The organism is Shewanella algae (genome assembly GCF_009183365.2).
Taxonomy (GTDB): domain Bacteria; phylum Pseudomonadota; class Gammaproteobacteria; order Enterobacterales; family Shewanellaceae; genus Shewanella; species Shewanella algae.
The window spans coordinates 2,617,921-2,635,503 of sequence record NZ_CP068230.1; the positions used below are offsets into that span (position 1 = coordinate 2,617,921).

Genomic DNA, 17,583 nt, shown 5'->3' on the forward strand with positions numbered 1-17,583 from the left:
TACAGGCATTCAAGCCTGGGTAGCTTGTGACTGCGGCATGGCCCGCTTGACCAACGCCGCCTCGTGCTCAATCTGCTGGCGATATTGTGTTGAAGATGTCAGTTGCCCTTCGGCGGCCTGTTGCTCCAACTCGGCAAACAGTTTGCCAAGACGCACTGCGCCGGATGAGTTGGCGGCGCCCTTGAGCGCGTGAGCCCGGCGTCTCAGCTCCTGGGCTTCCAGGCTCTCCAGCGCCTCAAACAGCGGCGGCAGTTCCCGCTCAAGTGAAGTAAGAAAGTACTGCACTATGGATTGGATTATCTCGTCATCCTCTGTCCCCAAAATCTCAGCTAACTTGTTGAGATCCAAAGGCGCCTCGGTATGAGCCGAGGGAGACTCGCCGATCATTTCATTCTGGCGGAACTGATTTTGGCCATGCCAGGCCAGTAGTTTGCTTTTGAGGGACTTGAATTCCACCGGCTTGGCCAGGTAATCATCCATGCCAGCCGACAGGCAATTTTGCAGTTCGCCAGACATGGCATCTGCAGTGACGGCGATGATCAGGGTATGAGGCAAGTCCTGCTCCTGTTCAAGGCGGCGAATTTCGGTTGTCAGTTCAAAGCCGTCCATTCCAGGCATATGGCAATCGGTAAGCAGCACACTAAAGCCGCCACTCAGCCACATCTTCAGTGCTTCGAGGCCATCTTCCGCCAATTCAAAACGGCAGCCCAGCTTCTTCAACTGTAATGAGATCACTTCTCTGTTGGTCTGGTGATCTTCGGCCACCAAGATGGTAAAACCGGCGTCGGTCGCAATATCTGTCTCTGAGACGCTACGACCAATCCGCGTGGTTTCACCGGGAGCAAACATTTGCCATAACGCTGGATTCTGCCCGCTCAGCATCGCCAGAGCCGCAAGCACAGCCGTGGGTTTGAGGGGATGACAAGAAAGCATACAGACCCGCATATCCGCTTCAACCTTAGAGGTAATCGAGTCTTCATCGAGTAATAACAAGGCACATGGCAGCCCCTTTTCCCCCCGATTGCGATACTGTTTGTAAGCTTGGTAACTGTCGCTGATAAGCAGCTCGGATTCTGCCAAGCAGGCTTGTTCAAATAGGCTGCCTTCCAGTTGCCCGGAATCGAGGCACTGATACCCCAGTTCGAGTTGTTCAACAAGATGCAACACGGCCACCAGATGTTGTTTGTTGTCGATACAGATAAGCAGTTTGATATTAAGCTCACTGTAGCGCTGCAGCTCGGTTTCCCGGTATTCATCGGCCGCTTCACAGGGAAGACGGAGCCTGAAGGTACTGCCGGCATCCGGTTGGCTTTCCACCTCTATTTTGCCGCCCATCAAATCGACAAAAGACTTGGTGATACTGAGCCCAAGTCCCGTTCCGCCATATTTACGGGTGGTTGAAGAATCTGCTTGGGTAAAGGGCTCAAATAATTGTCTGAGCTGGGCCTTGGTCATTCCAACCCCATTGTCTATCACTTCGAGGATCATCTCACTGTGGTTGTCATGGCTTTGACGACACTCAGTTCGCAACATAACCAGTCCCTGCTGGCGATTGCTGTGGGTAAACTTGATGGCGTTGCCCACCAAATTGAGCACTATCTGGCGGAGCCGCACAGGATCCAGGCGGATAAGCGCCGGAAGATTCAGATCCGGCAGAATATTGAGAAACACGTTCTTGCTGGCGGCATTGAACCAGAGCACTTCTATGGTCTTCTCCAGAATAGACAGCAAGGAGACAGATTCTATCTCCAGTTCCATCTTGCCGGCTTCTATCTTGGAGAAGTCGAGAATGTCGTTGATGATCTCCAGCAGCGAGAAAGCCGAATCCCGGATGGTGCCTATCATCCGCTGCTGCTCGGCACTGAGACCGGTATCGCGCAGCAAATCTATCATGCCCACGACACCATTCATGGGAGTGCGGATCTCATGGCTCATCACCGCCAGAAAGCGGGACTTGGCCTGGCTCGCCTGATTAGCTTCGGCGCTCTCTCTCGCCAGTGACTGCTGCAGCGCTTTTTCATCGCTAATGTCCTGATTAATACCGAAGAGTTTCACCGCCACACCGTTGCGACGTATGGTGTCACCGGCAGCCTTAACCCAATGGGTCGCCCCGGTGCGCTGATTGATAACCCGAAACTCGGCCCGAAACGGCACCTTGTGATTGATGCAGGCGTTGACATTCGCCTCGGCATCGGCGATATCTTCGGGATGTACCCGGGCACGCCAATCTCTGAAGGTCAGTTTCTCTGAATTCAGGCCATAGATGCTGCGCATCCTGTTATCCCAGATAAGCTCTCCGGACTCTATGTCCCAGGACCAGTTACCTATTCCACCGGCCTCGGAAGCCAGATCCCGCCCCTTAAGCAACTCCTCCCTTTGTTGCTTGGCCTCCATCAGACCGATTTCAAACTGCTTGCGCTGACTGATATCCTCAAACGCCATTAAAAAATATCTGGGCTGCTCGTGGCTGTCGCGGATGAGGCACACGGAAACATTCAACCAAAGGACACTGTCATCAAGGCGCAAATAGCGTTTTTCATCGCCGTGAAACTTAAGTTCATTGTTGAGCATTTTTTCACTGAAGCGCAGCCATCCATCAAACTGCTTGAGATTGAGCGCCACTTCGGGATCCATACGCGCTATCTGCTCACGGTCACAGCCTGAGATGTCACAGAACTTGTCGTTGACCTCAAGCCACTCGCCACTCATACCTATGCGGGCAAAACCCACTGAAGCCTGCAAAAAGGCCGCCCTATAACCCAGCTCCTGTGCCTGCAAGGTGCGATGCTCTGGCCGCTGGATTAACGGACTGGGCCAGAGCCAGTAGAGCTTTGGCGTCAGGCCATGGCTGGCACGCCATTGCAGATGAAACTCCAGTAAGCGGCCATCTTGATGCTTGAGGATCAAAAGCTGTGGCAAATGTTGTCCTGGAGTCCAAAACGGAGAGATAGAGCCAAAGCCCAGTTGCAGCAATTCCTCAGGGCTATAGCCCAGTAGCCCGGCAAGCGCCTGGCTCACCTCAAGAATATGATGGTCGTCTTTGAGTAACAGGAAAAGCCCTGAGTAAGGCTCTATATTATTGCCGGTATCCACGCCATTGATGCCTGGGATATTGTCGACGAAGCAACCACTGTCCGAGTCCAATGACACCCTTGGCGCCAAGGCACCCGTAACTGTTATCGCTTCAAGTTCCAATAGGCGAAATCGCACTTCCCCAGCGTCATTCTTAATGGGATAACTGCAAACCCTGGTAAAACGGCCATGGCTCCCCGGCATTCGTACCACAGTCGCGCCCCGACTCCATTTTGGCAGCGACATAAAACCGCCGGGGCTGTCGGCCCTGTCGAGAACAGCAGCCATCGTGAGCCTGGTTTCCGCAGAGTCAAAATCACAGATTTCTGCCAGGTTTTTACTGGCATAAATAATGGTACCCGCATCGTCCAGTTCCGTAATAACAAGCGTTCTTGGCAATTGTTCAAGACTGGATTGCCATAATTGCAACTGTTGATTTTGCCGCTCAATCACCATCCAATGCTGCAAACGATTACCCAGATATTCACGAAGTTCGCTAATTTCGCGGCGCATGCCTGACAATGAAACAGCGACAAGATTGAAGCTTTCCATTCCCTGTTCGCGCCCAAGGGCAGTCAGTGTTCTTGCCAGCTTTTCCAGCGGTCTCACAAGGTCGATATAAAGCCAGACAAGGGCGAGCAATAATAGTGTTGTCAGCAGCGCGGCGGGCAAAAGCACTGGATTGGCACTAGGAGGCGGCGTGGCAACAATACTCAGTTGCCAGTCCTGACCATGAAGACCCGCAGCATTGACCGCACGGCTTAACTGCAAGGTTTTTAGCGTTTCATACCCTCTGGCCGGTTGGTTGCCTGCTTCCTCGCCCACCTGAGCAAGCCTCTTCCCTTGAGCGTCCGTAAGCATCACTTCAACCCGGGTAAAACCGGCTGTTTGTAAACGCATGGCTGTAGTATCCAGCAGGGACTCGAAAACTTTGTAATCCAGCGTCGCCAGCCAGTAATAGTTACCGGCTTCCTTGGCTGCTGGAGCATTGCCTTCCTGCTCTTTGAGTCGCAAGCCATCGCCTGAAATCCGGGCAAGGAAGGATACTTGTCTGCTCAATACCGTGTCCTGAGCCAGCAGTGCCACCTGAGGCAGTAACGACAACACAGGTTCGGCCTGTAGCTGCAGTTCGCGCTGAAGTTGCCTCAGGACTGGAGGGGCATTTTCATGTTCCTGGCCGGTTTGCCTATTGGCGGAAGCAAAAATGGGAGTTGAAAGCGCTTGGGATGACAATGCGTATCCCTGGTTATCTATGCTGGTACGGGCAAATATTTGCCCTTGTTCCGACAGGAGCACCAAACGGGTAAAGGCCGGTGTTAGCAGCAGTTGTTCGTCGAGATATTGGGGCAGCTTTTTCTCTTCAGCTTCTGGATGGTTTAAGTAACTCGATAACTGCACAGCCTGGCTTTGGGCAGTTAAGGCGGCGCGCCCCAACAATAATTCAAGTTCCAATTCAGTGGCAGAGGTTTGCTGCTTGAGCTGTTGAAACTGATTGGAATGATGGCGTTCCTGCTGCCCATTTTGGTAGAGGATTAAAATTACGGCCATAGCCAAACAAGCCAGCAGCGCGGCCAGCAGTTGCCGTTTGAACAGACTCACGCCCATCTCCCGCTGTTCCTGGAAATAGGTAATAACCAATAAGCCTGGTACAAATACAAAACCCGGCAGAAACTACTGAGCGGATCATCCTTGAAGTCAGCCATAGCCATCCCTTGGGCATTGAGCCAGAAGCAGAACATCCCCTTTTGCTTTGAATAGCCCTCACTATTGCCGCTATTGCAAAGTCTTGAAGGTAAAATGACCTTAAAGACTATGGCGTGCGACAACTGCAAGCTATTTAGGATAAGCATAGACAATGGATTGAAAAAAAGCGGGAAACTCTTGCCCTATGAGGAGATGGCGATTGAGCTGGCTTTGAATTATATGGATAGTCTAAGGGCCGGGACAATTGCAGAGTAGAAGGGGATAGCCAAGGAAAGAAGCACAACTGAAATGGTTTGGAACCAGCATACCTGAGTCAGCCTGAGGCTTTCGTTACCTAGCATTTCAAACAATGGGATCAAATTATTTGATCTAAAAATGCTCACTATCCACATGTTTTTAAATGTTAAAACCGCAAATCTCACACAGATAACTGATTTTTTATTGAAATTGATTCACATCAGTTTAGCGCTGTTTGATGACTGAATTTGAACGTAACCCGAAGACAAGGGAAGATACTCAGCCTGGACGTCACGCTATACCATAGCTCCCGTGCCTGAGTTCCAAAAAGAAACCCGACGAGTGTCGGGTTTCTTGAGATAGCTTAATGGTTCAAAAACAGCTGATTAGCGGGCCACGTACTCGCGGGCAATCTCAGCCGCCAACTTGGCATTGTTGTAAACCAGCTCTATGTTGGCGGTCAGGCTGTGACCTTCGGTAATTTCGGCAACTTTGGCCAACAGGAACGGCGTTGAAGCCTTACCGCCTATGCCTTTCTCATCCATTTCAGCCACTGCGCGGGCGATGGCGCCATCGATCAGTGCTTTATCCAAAGCATGCTCGTGAGGAATTGGGTTGGCAATCACCATACCGCCCTTGAGCCCCATGTCCCACTTGGCTTTCATGGCGGCAGCCACTTCTACCGGCTGCTCCAAGCGATAGTCGACACCGAAGTCACTCTCGCGGGTATAGAAAGCCGGCAGTTTATCAGTTTGGAAACCAACGACAGGCACGCCTTGCGTTTCCAGATATTCACGGGTCAGGCCCAGATCCAAAATAGACTTGGCACCGGCGCAAACCACGGCCACATCTGTGTTGGCCAGCTCCTGCAAATCAGCAGAGATATCGAAAGTTTGCTGAGCGCCGCGGTGCACACCGCCGATACCGCCGGTAGCAAACACCTTAATACCGGCCATTGCCGCCAGGATCATGGTAGAAGCAACTGTGGTGGCACCGTCTGCACCTTTGGCAACAATAAAGGGAATGTCACGGCGACTGGTTTTGATAACGGCTTCACCGGCCTTGCCCAGGTAATTGATCTCTTCCTGGCTCATACCCACTTTGAGGCGGCCCTTGAGAATGGCGATAGTTGCGGGTACAGCGCCGTTATCACGGATGATCTGCTCCACCTTGAGCGCTGTCTCAACGTTCTGCGGATACGGCATACCATGGGAAATAATGGTCGATTCCAGCGCGACCACCGGCTTGCCTTGTTCCAGGGCTGCTTGAACTTCAGGATGAATATCCAGATACTGCTTCAGCATAACGACTCCTTGATAATACGGTTTACAGAGATTTCAGACATATTGGGGTTGATAGTTGCGATATGAGACAGCGCCAACCGGGCCGCGGCCATCGCAAATTCTGTGGTTTCCAGCAATGGCCACTGCTTGAGCCAACCGTGAGCCAATCCGGCCAGGAAGGCATCTCCGGCGCCATTGGCGTTGACCATTTCCACCTGCTTGGCGGGCACCATCTGTGACTCACCGCTATCGCTGACAAATACCCCTTCACAGCCCATACTGAGGAAGATCCGCTTGACGCCCTGGTCATGGAACCAGTTAGCGATAGCGCTTAAGTCTTCTTTGCTGCGCATTTCGATGCCGGAGAGGTGCTCGGCTTCTTTGAGGTTGGGTTTGAGGGTGTGGATGGCGTTGAGGTAAGGCTTGATTTTCATCGCCTTGACACAGGAAACCGTGTCAATAAATACCGGAACTTGAGGGAAGTTGCTCAAAAGATAGGATAAAGCGGCTTCGGAAAGGTTGGTATCCAACACCAGAAGTTCGGCCCGGCGCAGCATATCTTCCAGCCCCATGAGCACTTCGGGGCCCAATCTTTCCAAAATGGCCATGTCGTTGATGGCTACATGCATATCAGCGTCGCCATCCAGTACCGAAAGATAGGTGGAGGTCACCGCGTCTTCAAACTGCAAACTGTTGCCCATATCGACTCCGGCCTGACGACACTGGGCGGTGATCATTTCACCATAGGCGTCTTTGCCTACCGCCGTCACCAGCCGGGTATCTGAACCCAGACGAGCCAGGTTTTCGGCAATGTTGCGCCCAACACCGCCGGGTGAGCAACTGACGCTGCCGGGATTGGAATCCCCTACCCTGAGCTTGGAAGCCGGCCGGCCAAGAATATCCATATTGGCGCCGCCTATCACGACCGCAAAGGGATTCTCCGCCAAGATATACCCCTTGCCACGGATCACGCCTTTGTGAGTCAAGTTCATGATATGACCTGCGACTGCAGAGCGGGTTATGCCCAGCTGATCAGCAAGTTTTTGCTGCGGTATCAAAGGGTCAGCTTTAATAAGGGCCAGAATTTCGAGTTCACGTTCTGTCATTGGCGCTTTCCTGTGCAAACATTTGTTCTTGTGACAAACTTTTGTTTGCACAATAAACACTATGTCCGAGGCTGGCAAGCGGAATTTAACCCCTAATTACAACTTCGTGATCTACACAGCAATTTTTAACAAGTCGAAGTTTCTATAAAAAATCTATCAATTCAAATAGATAAACCGAACCAACCAAGACGTGTCCTGTCATAAAAACAATTAAAATGGTTGAAGTTAACTGCGGTAAGTTTGAGCGCAACATCTGTTGTATTGTCGTAAACGGCAGGGCTCAGTGTTGCTGAATAGCAGCCCTGCTTGTGCCACATCTGTGCCAGTGATTGCAACGTCACCCACAAAGACAGGCTGCTCCGCTATTCGCCTGATGGCTTAAATGATAAGTAACTCAAAAGATTGAGTAGCTATAGGGACAAAGTTAATAGAGAAATACTGACCTGGAAAGCGAGAATGAAAGCGCCCTTGACTGAGCGCCTTATAGGGTGTGGAGAGCAGTCGTTATTGCACTGTTCAAAAGCAGGGCCGCGGACAAGCTAACGCCGCCCGCTGACAAAAGGATTGATAACATCACGCCTGAAAATGGTCAGATGCCCAGCTCTTTGAACAGATCGTCAGTGTCATCATCGGCATTGGCGGCCTTAACCCAAGGCGATTCCGGCGCTTTGCCCTGCGCCTGTTGATTGCCGTGGCGGGCCAACAACAAATCCGGATCAAACTCTTCATCGGTTTCAAACTCGGCCAGGCGGATAAACTCTGTCTTGTCCATGGCAAACTCAAGATAGAAGATATGGTTGTTTTCTGTCTTGAACGACACCCGGCGGGCTATAGGATCATCCAGGTTGGCATCGATAGAGATAGTCAGCTCCTTGTTGATGGTCAACATCTTTGGCTGGCTCTGACTGATGGACGTTTGCAGCTCCTTGGACACCTTACCGATAAAGTCCCCCAGCATCTGGTTCATCAATTCGCCCATCACATTGCCCACCTCGTCTGAGGTATGAGAGAAAGCCAACTCCTCCTCCGGCATGCCCATATGCAGCATGTAGCGGCGATAGATTTCCAACGCGGCGGCCGCTGAAAAGTTGATCACCACCAGGCCTGAGAAGCCACCATCAAAAATAGAGAAACACCCAACGTCCGGCTTGAGTCGGGTACGGGTTATCTTTTGCACTATACCTGCGTGGGACAGAGTGCTGGCGGTGGTAGCCGACAAGACATGGGTCACAGAGTGACAGAGTTTCAGCAAAATATCGTCCGAGCTAATGACTTGAGGTGTATTCATGAAGAGAGACCAATAATAGACATAAGGTTAATTCTGAGCCGATTTTGTTTAAAAATCAAAGTGAAAACAACAAATTAGCCCTTTACTTATGACATGTGTGATCCAACACATCTTAAGCTTTTGATATTAGAGCCGATATCCAGAATGCAGCCTCGAAGGCATGAGGCCTGTTTTCCCCTCTGTTGGCAAGATTTAACGCGAACAATGAGCGCGATCAACAAAGCAATACACGCAAGGTAAAAAGGTTTCACTTGGTTTTTCCATCGCGTTATAGTCGCTGCCAACTACCTAAAAAGAAATAACAAAGGAGTACAAAATGGCATTACTCAGGAAGCTCACCATTCTTCAGCGCCTTATCCTTATGTTGGTTCTGGCCGCGATAGGCACCCTGTGTTTCGCCAGTTTTTCCATCAAAGAACAGTATGACAATCTGATAACCCAGAAATGGTTGCAAAATGATGCCCAGTTGAACACGGCCCTGTCTGTAGTTGCCGCACATCGCACTCAGGCACAGGCGGGTAAACTGACTCTCGAAGAGGCGCAACAGGAGTCGGCCGCCTTGATCGGTCAGATGCGTTATGGCCGTGAAGGCTACTTTATTCTGTTGTCGGATCAGGGCAAGATCATCGCTCACGGCGCCGAGCCTTCGCTGGTGGGTCAAGCCATTGCCGGTTATCGCATCAAAGACGGCAGCAATCCGCTGGCCCAACTACAACAACAAGCCAAGGCCAATGGCACAGGCAAACTCAGCTATGAGATCCGAAACCCGGCCAGTGGCAATAGCGAAGAAAAGCTCACCGAATCCAGATATGACAAAGATTGGGGCTGGACCCTGCTGACCGGCACATATATCAGCGATGTCAACGCCACCATGAAGTCAGTCTCAATCGATTATCTAATCATTATGATGTTGATTTCAGCGCCGATTTTCATCTTCTTCCTGGTGCTCAATCAATCCATTACCGCACCGCTCAAGACCGCCATCGCCGCAATGGAGGATATTGCCCAAGGTGAAGGCGACCTCAGTAAAAGGCTCGAGGGTCAAGGCCGTGATGAAGTGGCTGCACTCGCTCGTGCCTTTAACAGTTTTGTAGAGAAGATAGGTAGAACCGTCAGCGAACTGCAGCCACTTGGTGCATCGCTGGGCGAGGACGCCGAGCACTTGACAGTTGCAGTCAAAGAGTCCAACCACAGCGCCGATAACATCCACAGAGAAACCGCCAGCGTGGCTACCGCCGTGAATCAGATGCTGGCAACCACACAGGAGATGGCCAACAATACCCAGCAGGCTGCCGATGCCGCTTCCAGCGTCAAACAACAAGCCCTCAGCGGTAAAGAGACCATGGATGCAACACTGGCAAACTGCCAGGAGCTGGTGCGCGAACTGAGGGCTGCAGAAAATCTTACCGAAACCCTGGGTCAGGCTTCAGGCAGAATTGGCGGCATTCTCGATGTTATCCGCACCATTGCCGAACAAACCAACCTTTTGGCACTCAACGCCGCCATCGAAGCCGCCCGCGCAGGTACTCACGGCCGCGGCTTTGCGGTAGTGGCCGATGAAGTGCGCGCCCTTGCCAACCGCACTCAGGACTCCACCAACGAAATACACAAGCTGATCAGTGAAATTCAATCCGGTGTCAGCGCCGTTATGGAGAGTAACAGCCAAACACAGAGCCAATCCTCCGAGTTGCAAAAACAGGCCGAAGCGGCAGGCTCTGCCATGGATCAAATCCTTTCCCTGGTAGCGCAGATAAGCGATATGAATACCCAACTCGCCAGCGCTACCGAAGAGCAATCTTTGGTGACCGAAGAGATCAATCGCAATGTCAGCACCATTTCTGAGCTGACTCAAGTTTCAGTGCAAGCCAATGCCAGCAACCAAAGTGCAGCAATGTCGCTTGAGCAGATCAGCCAGAACATGCGCCGCACTCTGGGACAATTCAAGATCTAACATCTCGAGGGGCAGAACGTATTCTGCCCCTTTCTTATTGTGATAAGCTAATACTGAGTTTGCCGTACCCGGCAGGTGATGCCGCAGCGGCGCCCATTAGGTCGCCCGAGCGAGAAAAGAGGTATTGGCTTTGCGCATGACATTGGCGGTCTATCCGCAGCTATTCACTATCCACAGTTTCAGCTCAGATACCCAGGTTCCGGCCGAGGTACTGAGTCAGCCGCTGTTTTTTATCGCCAAAACCCGCGAGGAACTGTCGGTAGTCGTCGATTGTAAACTGGAGCTCGATAGCCTGGAGCAGGAAGAAGACTGGCGTTGTCTTGAGCTTTTAGGGCCGCTCGGCTTTTCCATGACGGGTATCATGGCCAGAGTCTCGGCGACTCTCGCCGATGCCCATGTGAGTATTTTTACTGTTTCAACCTTCGATACCGACTATATACTGCTGAAGAAAGATAAGTTGGATACCGCCATTCGCGCCCTCAGAAAGCAGCAATATCAGGTTATTGAATATGGCAATTGACGGCTTGGTCGTCGGAGTATTGCAAAACGTCAGCCGTTACCGGATATTATTCAGTTAATTACATGAGTCAAAGAAGTCTATGTACGAAAAAACCGTCACTATTACCGCCAAACACGGGATCCATACCCGCCCTGCAGCACTGCTGGTAAAAGAGGCGAAACAGTACGATTGTGATGTGATGGTTGAGTGCCAGGGCAAACAAGCCAGTGCCAAGAGTCTGTTCAAGTTGCAGACACTGGGGCTCTATCAAGGCGTGTCTGTCAGAGTATTTGCCGAAGGTGAACAAGCTCGCGAAGCCGTTGAACGGGTGTCGGAACTGTTGATCACCTTAAGTTGAGAGGAACACAGATGCGCCTCGCCGGAATTGCAGTCTCATCGGGTATCGCCTTCGGAGAAGCGGTAGTCTACAACCCCTTTGACAACAGCATGGACTACCGCCTGCTGCCACTTGCCAAAATCCCTCAAGAGCTGAATAAGCTCACCCAGGCATTGCAGCGCTTGTGCCAACAGTTACAAACCAGCCTGGATAAACTGACCGAAGATTCAGACAACTTCCAATTGGTGGAAGCCGATCTGCTGCTACTGGAAGATGCCGAACTTATTCAACAAATTCGCGAGTCCATCAGTGGGCTGCAGTTTTCAGCCACAGCAGCGGTAGAGCGGGTCTTTGCCCACCAGGCCAGTGAACTTGAAGCGTTGGAAGACCCTTACCTTGCAAACCGGGCCCAGGACGTACGTTGCCTCGGCAGACGACTTATCAGTAGTATCAACGGCGCCGATGCCGATGGCCTGGATAAACTCAAACATGACTCCATCTTGTTGGCCCAGGATCTGACACCGGCGGAATTTGCCCTGCTGCCCCTTGAACATATCAAAGGCATCATACTGAAGACCGGTGGCCTCACCAGCCACACGGCTATCCTGGCCCGTGCCGCCGGCATCCCCGCCCTGCTTTCCTGCAACTATCAGACAGGCAATATCAATGCCGGCGATCCGCTCATTCTGGATGCCAACCAAGGTGCCTTATTTGTTCGCCCGGAGCAAACCGAAGTCACAGAGCTTAAGCAGAGATTTGAGCGCGAGCAGGCAAGACGCAGCGCACTGGAGCAATACCGGGACAGGCAGACCCAGACCCAGGACGGCAAACGTATCAGCCTAATGGCCAACGTGGGTAACCTCAATGAGATCTCCCGTCTGCCCCAGGTCGGCGCAGAAGGAATAGGTCTGTTTCGTACCGAATTCATGCTGATGGATGTCAGTTGCATTCCAGATGAAAAGGCTCAGTACAACCTTTATTGCGATGCCCTGCAGCTGCTCAACGGCCAGCCCTTCACCATACGCACTCTGGATATAGGTGCAGACAAGGAACTGCCTTGCCTGGATCAGGCAATAGAAGACAATCCTGCGCTTGGCATGCGCGGCGTGCGCTACACCCTTAAACATCCTGAAATTCTGCAGACACAACTACGGGCCGTGTTGCGCGCCGCCAATCATGGTCCAGTTCGACTGATGCTGCCCATGGTTAATCAGGTTGAAGAGTTGGACGCCGTACTGGATATGCTGGAGCACTGCAAACAGCAGCTCAGCGAGGCCGAGAAAGGCTATGGAGAAATCACCCTTGGCATAGTGGTGGAAACCCCGGCCGCAGTTATGAACCTGCCAACGCTGCTGCCAAAGCTGGACTTTATCAGCATAGGTACTAATGACTTGACGCAATATGCCATGGCGGCGGACAGGACCAACCCTGAATTAACCCGGGATTATCCCTCATTTTCACCGGCGATCCTCAGGCTGATTGCCATGACAATAGCAGACGCCAAAGCGGCCGACATCAGGGTGTCTTTGTGCGGAGAGCTGGCAGGCGATCCGCGTATTGCGCCAATACTGATGGGCATGGGGCTGGACGAGTTGTCGGTCAACCCCGGCTCTGTGCTGGAAGTTAAAGCGGCGCTGTGCGAGGGTCACTTCAGTCAATTTGCAGACCAGGCCAAAAAAGCACTCGCCTGCACTCGATTGTCTGAATTGACATCCTTGATCTCCCTCTGTCATTAAGGCTGTTAATTCAGTATGCTAAGCAAAAATCCCCTTCCCCAACCTGAACGTTGTCGAGGGACTGTTTAACCGGAAACCAGAAGTCATCCGGAAACCAAAAACAAAAAGGACAAAACAACCCATGGGATTTTTAAGCCGGATCCGCCGCATGGTATCGGGGCAGCCCAACATAGAAGGCGGCATTAAAGTTTATGCCCCTATCAGTGGCGATATTGTTGCCATTGAAAAAGTCCCGGATGTGGTCTTCGCCGAAAAGATAGTCGGCGATGGCATTGCCATAGAACCCAAAGGCCAATTTATGCTGGCGCCGATTGACGGCACTATAGGCAAAATTTTTGAGACCAACCATGCCTTCAGCATAGAGTCGCCCCAAGGGTTGGAGCTGTTTGTTCACTTTGGCGTTGGTACCATAGAACTTAGAGGAAAAGGCTTCAAACGCCTGGCTCAGGAAGGCCAGGACGTTAAAGCTGGCGAACCTATACTGGAGTTTGACCTCGATTTTCTCAAAGATCAGGTCAACAGCCTGCTCACCCCTGTGGTGCTGGCTAATATGGAAGACGTTAAGTACCTGGAAAAACGCCAGGGTAGCGTCAGCGCCGGCAAAGATGTGATATTTACGGTTCAGGTTTAGATGGCTGGCAAACGGATAACGCTCAAGTGCATTATTTGTCCGAGTGCATTTGAGCTTCTCCAAGGCCACAAAAGCGCATCTACCCCTTCCAGTACTGATAACCAAGTCTGCAAGCCATGGTAGAGCAGCCATGAGACTTATTCGAACCAATCCTGAAGGCTCAACATTGCATCATCTTTCCGCTTATCTCACCTTCTAGTGATTGATCAACCCGAAATGCTATTTATTGTCTATAAAAATCAGCATGTTAGACATAACAAATTCAAAGGTGGACGCTTGAGCTATTGAATTTGAGCTGAAACGATTGGAATCTTTCTCAAATAATACAGAAAAAGGTGAGCAGGCCATGGGTGAACTGAATGCATTATTCCATAAAGTACTGAGTCGACTTTTAGCTATCGAGTGAGTCGCAGCCTGTCTCCCCCAGGTTAGAATCCCTTATACCGTAAATTTGCGGGCTCACCTGCAAATTCAGCACAATGCCCAGTACAAAACTTGACCACCAACTATCTGTAAAATTGACAGTTTAGGACTTGAACATGACAGCAATCAGTGAAGAATACTATGTTTTATCAAATAACTATTTAAAGGTGAACTTCGTTGTCAATATGGAAGATGATCGAGAGTTTAGCTTGTTGATGGACAAGAAAATATCAACATCTACTCCAGTGAACTTTGAATGCATTAGTTTAAAGAGTTTTGAAAGCATTGCGGCTCCCTTTGATGTATCTGTCAATACAGAAATATTATTTGACTTGGACTTTCTTTCCACTCTATCTGAGTTGAAACTATATCAAACCTCTCTCATTCCCGCTAAAGTTATCAACAAAGACTATATATACCTTCACTGTTACAACATCATAAATATAGAAGAAGAATGTATAGGCTTCGATTTTAGCAAGTTATCCAATATACCGTTAGAGAAAAGGTTAGTCTTTAAACCTTCTTTGGACGCTATTGTTGTTTTCTTTCACAAATCAATAATGGATAAGCTTAATAGCGTTAAGGAAATGCAATACGTTAAACATAAGAAAGCTTCCGATTGGTCTATAGAATGGGAAAGGTCGTGATTCGTAGCGAGTTTACAACTGGCGATATAACGCATCTGGTTTACCATTGACCAAAAACTGATTGAATTCAAAGCAAAATTTAGAAGAATAAGTTGTATAGATACGTTTTCCTTATCTGAAGGGTTCTCACTCTAAACTGCCCGCTTCAAGTGGTGCTTCCACGACAGCCTAATCAGCTCATTGGTGACAGACTCAGGTTTGGGATCTGAATTCGGGGGAAAGGTCAACCTCTTCCACTGACCCCGGGGTCACTATGCCTTGGTCACACAAAGCGCCGGCGAGACGTATGAATTGCCCCATCAAGATAGCCCTTTTCATCGGTTTTGCCTTTGTTATACTCGCTGACAATCACGAACTATAAGCAATACAGAGAGACGGACTCGTCATGACAGATAGACTCTATGGGATTAAAAACTGCGACACGGTAAAAAAAGCACGAAAATGGTTGGAGGCCAAGGGCCAGCAAGTGACTTTTGTGGATTTTCGTGAGCAGGAACTATCACAAGACACACTCAAGGCCTGGGTCGAGCGCATCGGCTGGGAGGCGGTGCTGAACAAACGCTCCACCAGTTTCCGTGCGCTGGATGACGCCGATAAGCAGGATATTGATAGTGCCAAGGCGATATCCCTGATGCTGGCCAATCCAACCCTTATCAAACGCCCTGTATTGACCCGGGGCCAAGATGTGATGACCGGTTTTAAAGAAGCCGACTACCAAGCGTGGTTCGGACTATGAGTCAGCAGGTGCTTGAACTTGCCAAGGAGTTGATCTCGCGGGCATCTGTTACCCCTCTGGATGAAGGCTGTCAGGCATTGATGGCCGAGCGACTCGCCAAACTGGGCTTTGCCAACGAGTCCATGGTATTTGAAGATACCACCAATCTCTGGTCTCGCCGCGGTACTGAAGGACCGGTATTTTGTTTTGCCGGCCATACAGATGTGGTACCGCCGGGGGACTTGGCCAATTGGCATACTCCGCCCTTCGAGCCAGTGGTTATCGACGACTATCTTCACGGCCGCGGCGCCGCAGATATGAAAGGCTCGCTGGCGGCCATGGTGGTGGCCACCGAGCGTTTTGTGACCGCCCATCCGAACCATCAAGGTTCTATCGCTTTTCTGATCACCAGCGATGAAGAGGGCCCTTTTATCAACGGCACCACCCGGGTGATAGACACCCTGGAAGCGCGCAATGAAAAGATCACCTGGGCCTTGGTGGGTGAGCCATCCAGTACCCTCAAACTGGGCGATGTGGTCAAAAATGGCCGCCGCGGCAGCCTCACCGGCAATCTCGTCGTCAAGGGTATTCAAGGACATGTGGCCTACCCTCACCTGGCGGATAACCCAGTGCACAAGGCTGCGCCGGCGTTGGCCGAACTTGCCGCCATGCAGTGGGACAAAGGCAATGAGTTTTTCCCGCCGACCAGTTTTCAAATAGCCAATATCAATGGCGGCACAGGGGCGTCCAACGTGATCCCGGGAGAGCTCAAGGTAATGTTCAACTTCCGTTACTCCACCGAAGTCACCGCCGAAGAGCTGATTAAGCGGGTCGAGAATATCCTCGATGCCCATGGACTGAATTATGAGCTTGGCTGGATCTTTAATGGCCTGCCATTTTTGACCGGCGATGGCCCACTGCTTGAAGCGACCCGCCAAGCGATTAAAGAGGTAACAGGCTCAGAGACCGACCCGCAAACCTCGGGCGGCACTTCAGATGGGCGCTTTATTGCCCCTACCGGTGCTCAGGTAATAGAGCTGGGTCCGGTGAATGCCACCATTCATAAGGTTAATGAGTGCGTTAAAGTCGCGGATCTCGAGCTGTTGGCCCAGTGTTATCAGCGTATCCTGGAAAAACTGTTGTTGGAGTAAGTGATGGCAAGGGGCGATTTTCTCTACGGCCTTGAGACTGAAGCAGAGCCGCAAAGGACACTGGTTAGTCTAAGCGGCAGTGAAAGCGGTTCAGGCGCTGAAGTTTGGCTGGAAGCCGAGACGGCCAAGGCCTTTCTTGAGATGCAGGCCGCCGCCGAGCAAGATGGCATCGCCCTGGCCATCTGCTCGGGTTATCGCAGCTTTGAGCGTCAACTCGCGATTTGGAATGCCAAAGCCTCAGGGAAGCGTCCTCTACTGGATAAAGACTCACTCCCTGTGGGTGACATCGGCGCGCTCAGTGATGATGAGTTAGTGGCGCTTATTTTGCTTTGGTCGGCGCTGCCTGGCGCCTCTCGCCACCACTGGGGGACGGACGTGGATCTATTCGACAGCGCCCAAATCAGCAAGCATGAACTCAAGTTAATTAACGCCGAGTATGAACCCCAGGGCCCTTGCTATGAATTGGACCTGTGGCTGGACGAGCGCGCCCTGGATTTTGGCTTCTACCGCCCTTTTCAGGCGGGACTCAGTGGCGTTAGCCCGGAGCGTTGGCATTTGAGTTTCCTGCCAAAGGCCAAAGGGTTTCTCGAGCAGTTTGATAGCGAGCGTCTGCGGCAAATACTCGACCACAGTGACGTCACACTCAAGCAAGGTTTGCTTCGGCGTTTGCCGGAACTGGTCGAGACTTATGTCAGGCACGTTGCCCCCTATCCGGTTGGATTCAAATAAGTACCTTTGAAGTACGTTTGAAAAAGCGAGTTTAAATAAACATCATGCGATTTCGCGCTCAGATCCTAAGCCGG

At 51.1% G+C, this 17,583-nt stretch carries 13 protein-coding genes; 9 read left to right on the forward strand and 4 right to left on the reverse strand.

Annotated features, from left to right (window positions below; all coding sequences use genetic code 11):
• Positions 1-9 precede the first annotated feature (9 nt).
• From E1N14_RS11660 to E1N14_RS11675, 4 genes are all read right to left on the reverse strand, one after another.
• Positions 10-4,671: an ATP-binding protein gene (locus E1N14_RS11660; RefSeq protein WP_168429405.1), complete on the reverse strand. Its 4,662-nt coding sequence runs from the start codon at positions 4,669-4,671 to the stop codon at positions 10-12.
• Positions 4,672-5,399: 728 nt separating this feature from the next.
• Positions 5,400-6,317, reverse strand: a complete 918-nt coding sequence (locus E1N14_RS11665; RefSeq protein ID WP_025010261.1) for a pseudouridine-5'-phosphate glycosidase — start codon at positions 6,315-6,317, stop codon at positions 5,400-5,402.
• Complete coding sequence (locus E1N14_RS11670) at positions 6,311-7,402, reverse strand: PfkB family carbohydrate kinase (protein WP_025010260.1); 1,092 nt, start codon at positions 7,400-7,402, stop codon at positions 6,311-6,313. Before E1N14_RS11670 ends, E1N14_RS11665 begins: the two co-directional genes overlap by 7 nt.
• Positions 7,403-7,991: 589 nt before the next feature.
• On the reverse strand, positions 7,992-8,690 hold the full coding sequence (locus E1N14_RS11675; RefSeq protein WP_025010259.1) for a DUF3334 family protein: 699 nt from the start codon (positions 8,688-8,690) through the stop codon (positions 7,992-7,994).
• 316 nt (positions 8,691-9,006) lie between these two features.
• On the opposite strand from E1N14_RS11675, the gene E1N14_RS11680 reads away from it, so the two are divergent.
• The 9 genes from E1N14_RS11680 to E1N14_RS11720 all read left to right on the forward strand — a co-directional run bounded on the left by E1N14_RS11680 (position 9,007) and on the right by E1N14_RS11720 (position 17,509).
• Positions 9,007-10,641 carry a methyl-accepting chemotaxis protein gene (locus E1N14_RS11680; protein WP_045282872.1) on the forward strand — a complete coding sequence of 545 codons (1,635 nt, stop codon included), beginning with the start codon at positions 9,007-9,009 and terminating at the stop codon, positions 10,639-10,641.
• A 130-nt stretch (positions 10,642-10,771) separates the two neighbouring features.
• On the forward strand, positions 10,772-11,161 hold the full coding sequence (locus E1N14_RS11685; protein WP_025010258.1) for an ACT domain-containing protein: 390 nt from the start codon (positions 10,772-10,774) through the stop codon (positions 11,159-11,161).
• A 79-nt stretch (positions 11,162-11,240) separates the two neighbouring features.
• Complete coding sequence (locus E1N14_RS11690; RefSeq protein WP_028779985.1) at positions 11,241-11,498, forward strand: HPr family phosphocarrier protein; 258 nt, start codon at positions 11,241-11,243, stop codon at positions 11,496-11,498.
• An 11-nt stretch (positions 11,499-11,509) separates the two neighbouring features.
• Positions 11,510-13,213 carry a phosphoenolpyruvate--protein phosphotransferase gene (gene ptsP / locus E1N14_RS11695; protein WP_062793442.1) on the forward strand — a complete coding sequence of 568 codons (1,704 nt, stop codon included), beginning with the start codon at positions 11,510-11,512 and terminating at the stop codon, positions 13,211-13,213.
• 121 nt (positions 13,214-13,334) lie between these two features.
• Positions 13,335-13,844, forward strand: a complete 510-nt coding sequence (gene crr / locus E1N14_RS11700; protein WP_025010257.1) for a PTS glucose transporter subunit IIA — start codon at positions 13,335-13,337, stop codon at positions 13,842-13,844.
• Positions 13,845-14,383: 539 nt separating this feature from the next.
• Positions 14,384-14,914, forward strand: a complete 531-nt coding sequence (locus tag E1N14_RS11705) for a hypothetical protein (protein ID WP_025010256.1) — start codon at positions 14,384-14,386, stop codon at positions 14,912-14,914.
• Between the two features lie 385 nt (positions 14,915-15,299).
• Entirely contained in the window at positions 15,300-15,650 is a 351-nt protein-coding gene (locus E1N14_RS11710; RefSeq protein WP_025010255.1) for an ArsC family reductase, read from the forward strand.
• Complete coding sequence (gene dapE / locus E1N14_RS11715; RefSeq protein WP_062793441.1) at positions 15,647-16,780, forward strand: succinyl-diaminopimelate desuccinylase; 1,134 nt, start codon at positions 15,647-15,649, stop codon at positions 16,778-16,780. The genes E1N14_RS11710 and dapE overlap by 4 nt, the downstream gene beginning before the upstream one ends.
• Before the next feature lie 3 nt (positions 16,781-16,783).
• On the forward strand, positions 16,784-17,509 hold the full coding sequence (locus E1N14_RS11720) for a M15 family metallopeptidase (RefSeq protein WP_082813095.1): 726 nt from the start codon (positions 16,784-16,786) through the stop codon (positions 17,507-17,509).
• The last annotated feature ends 74 nt before the right edge of the window (positions 17,510-17,583 follow it).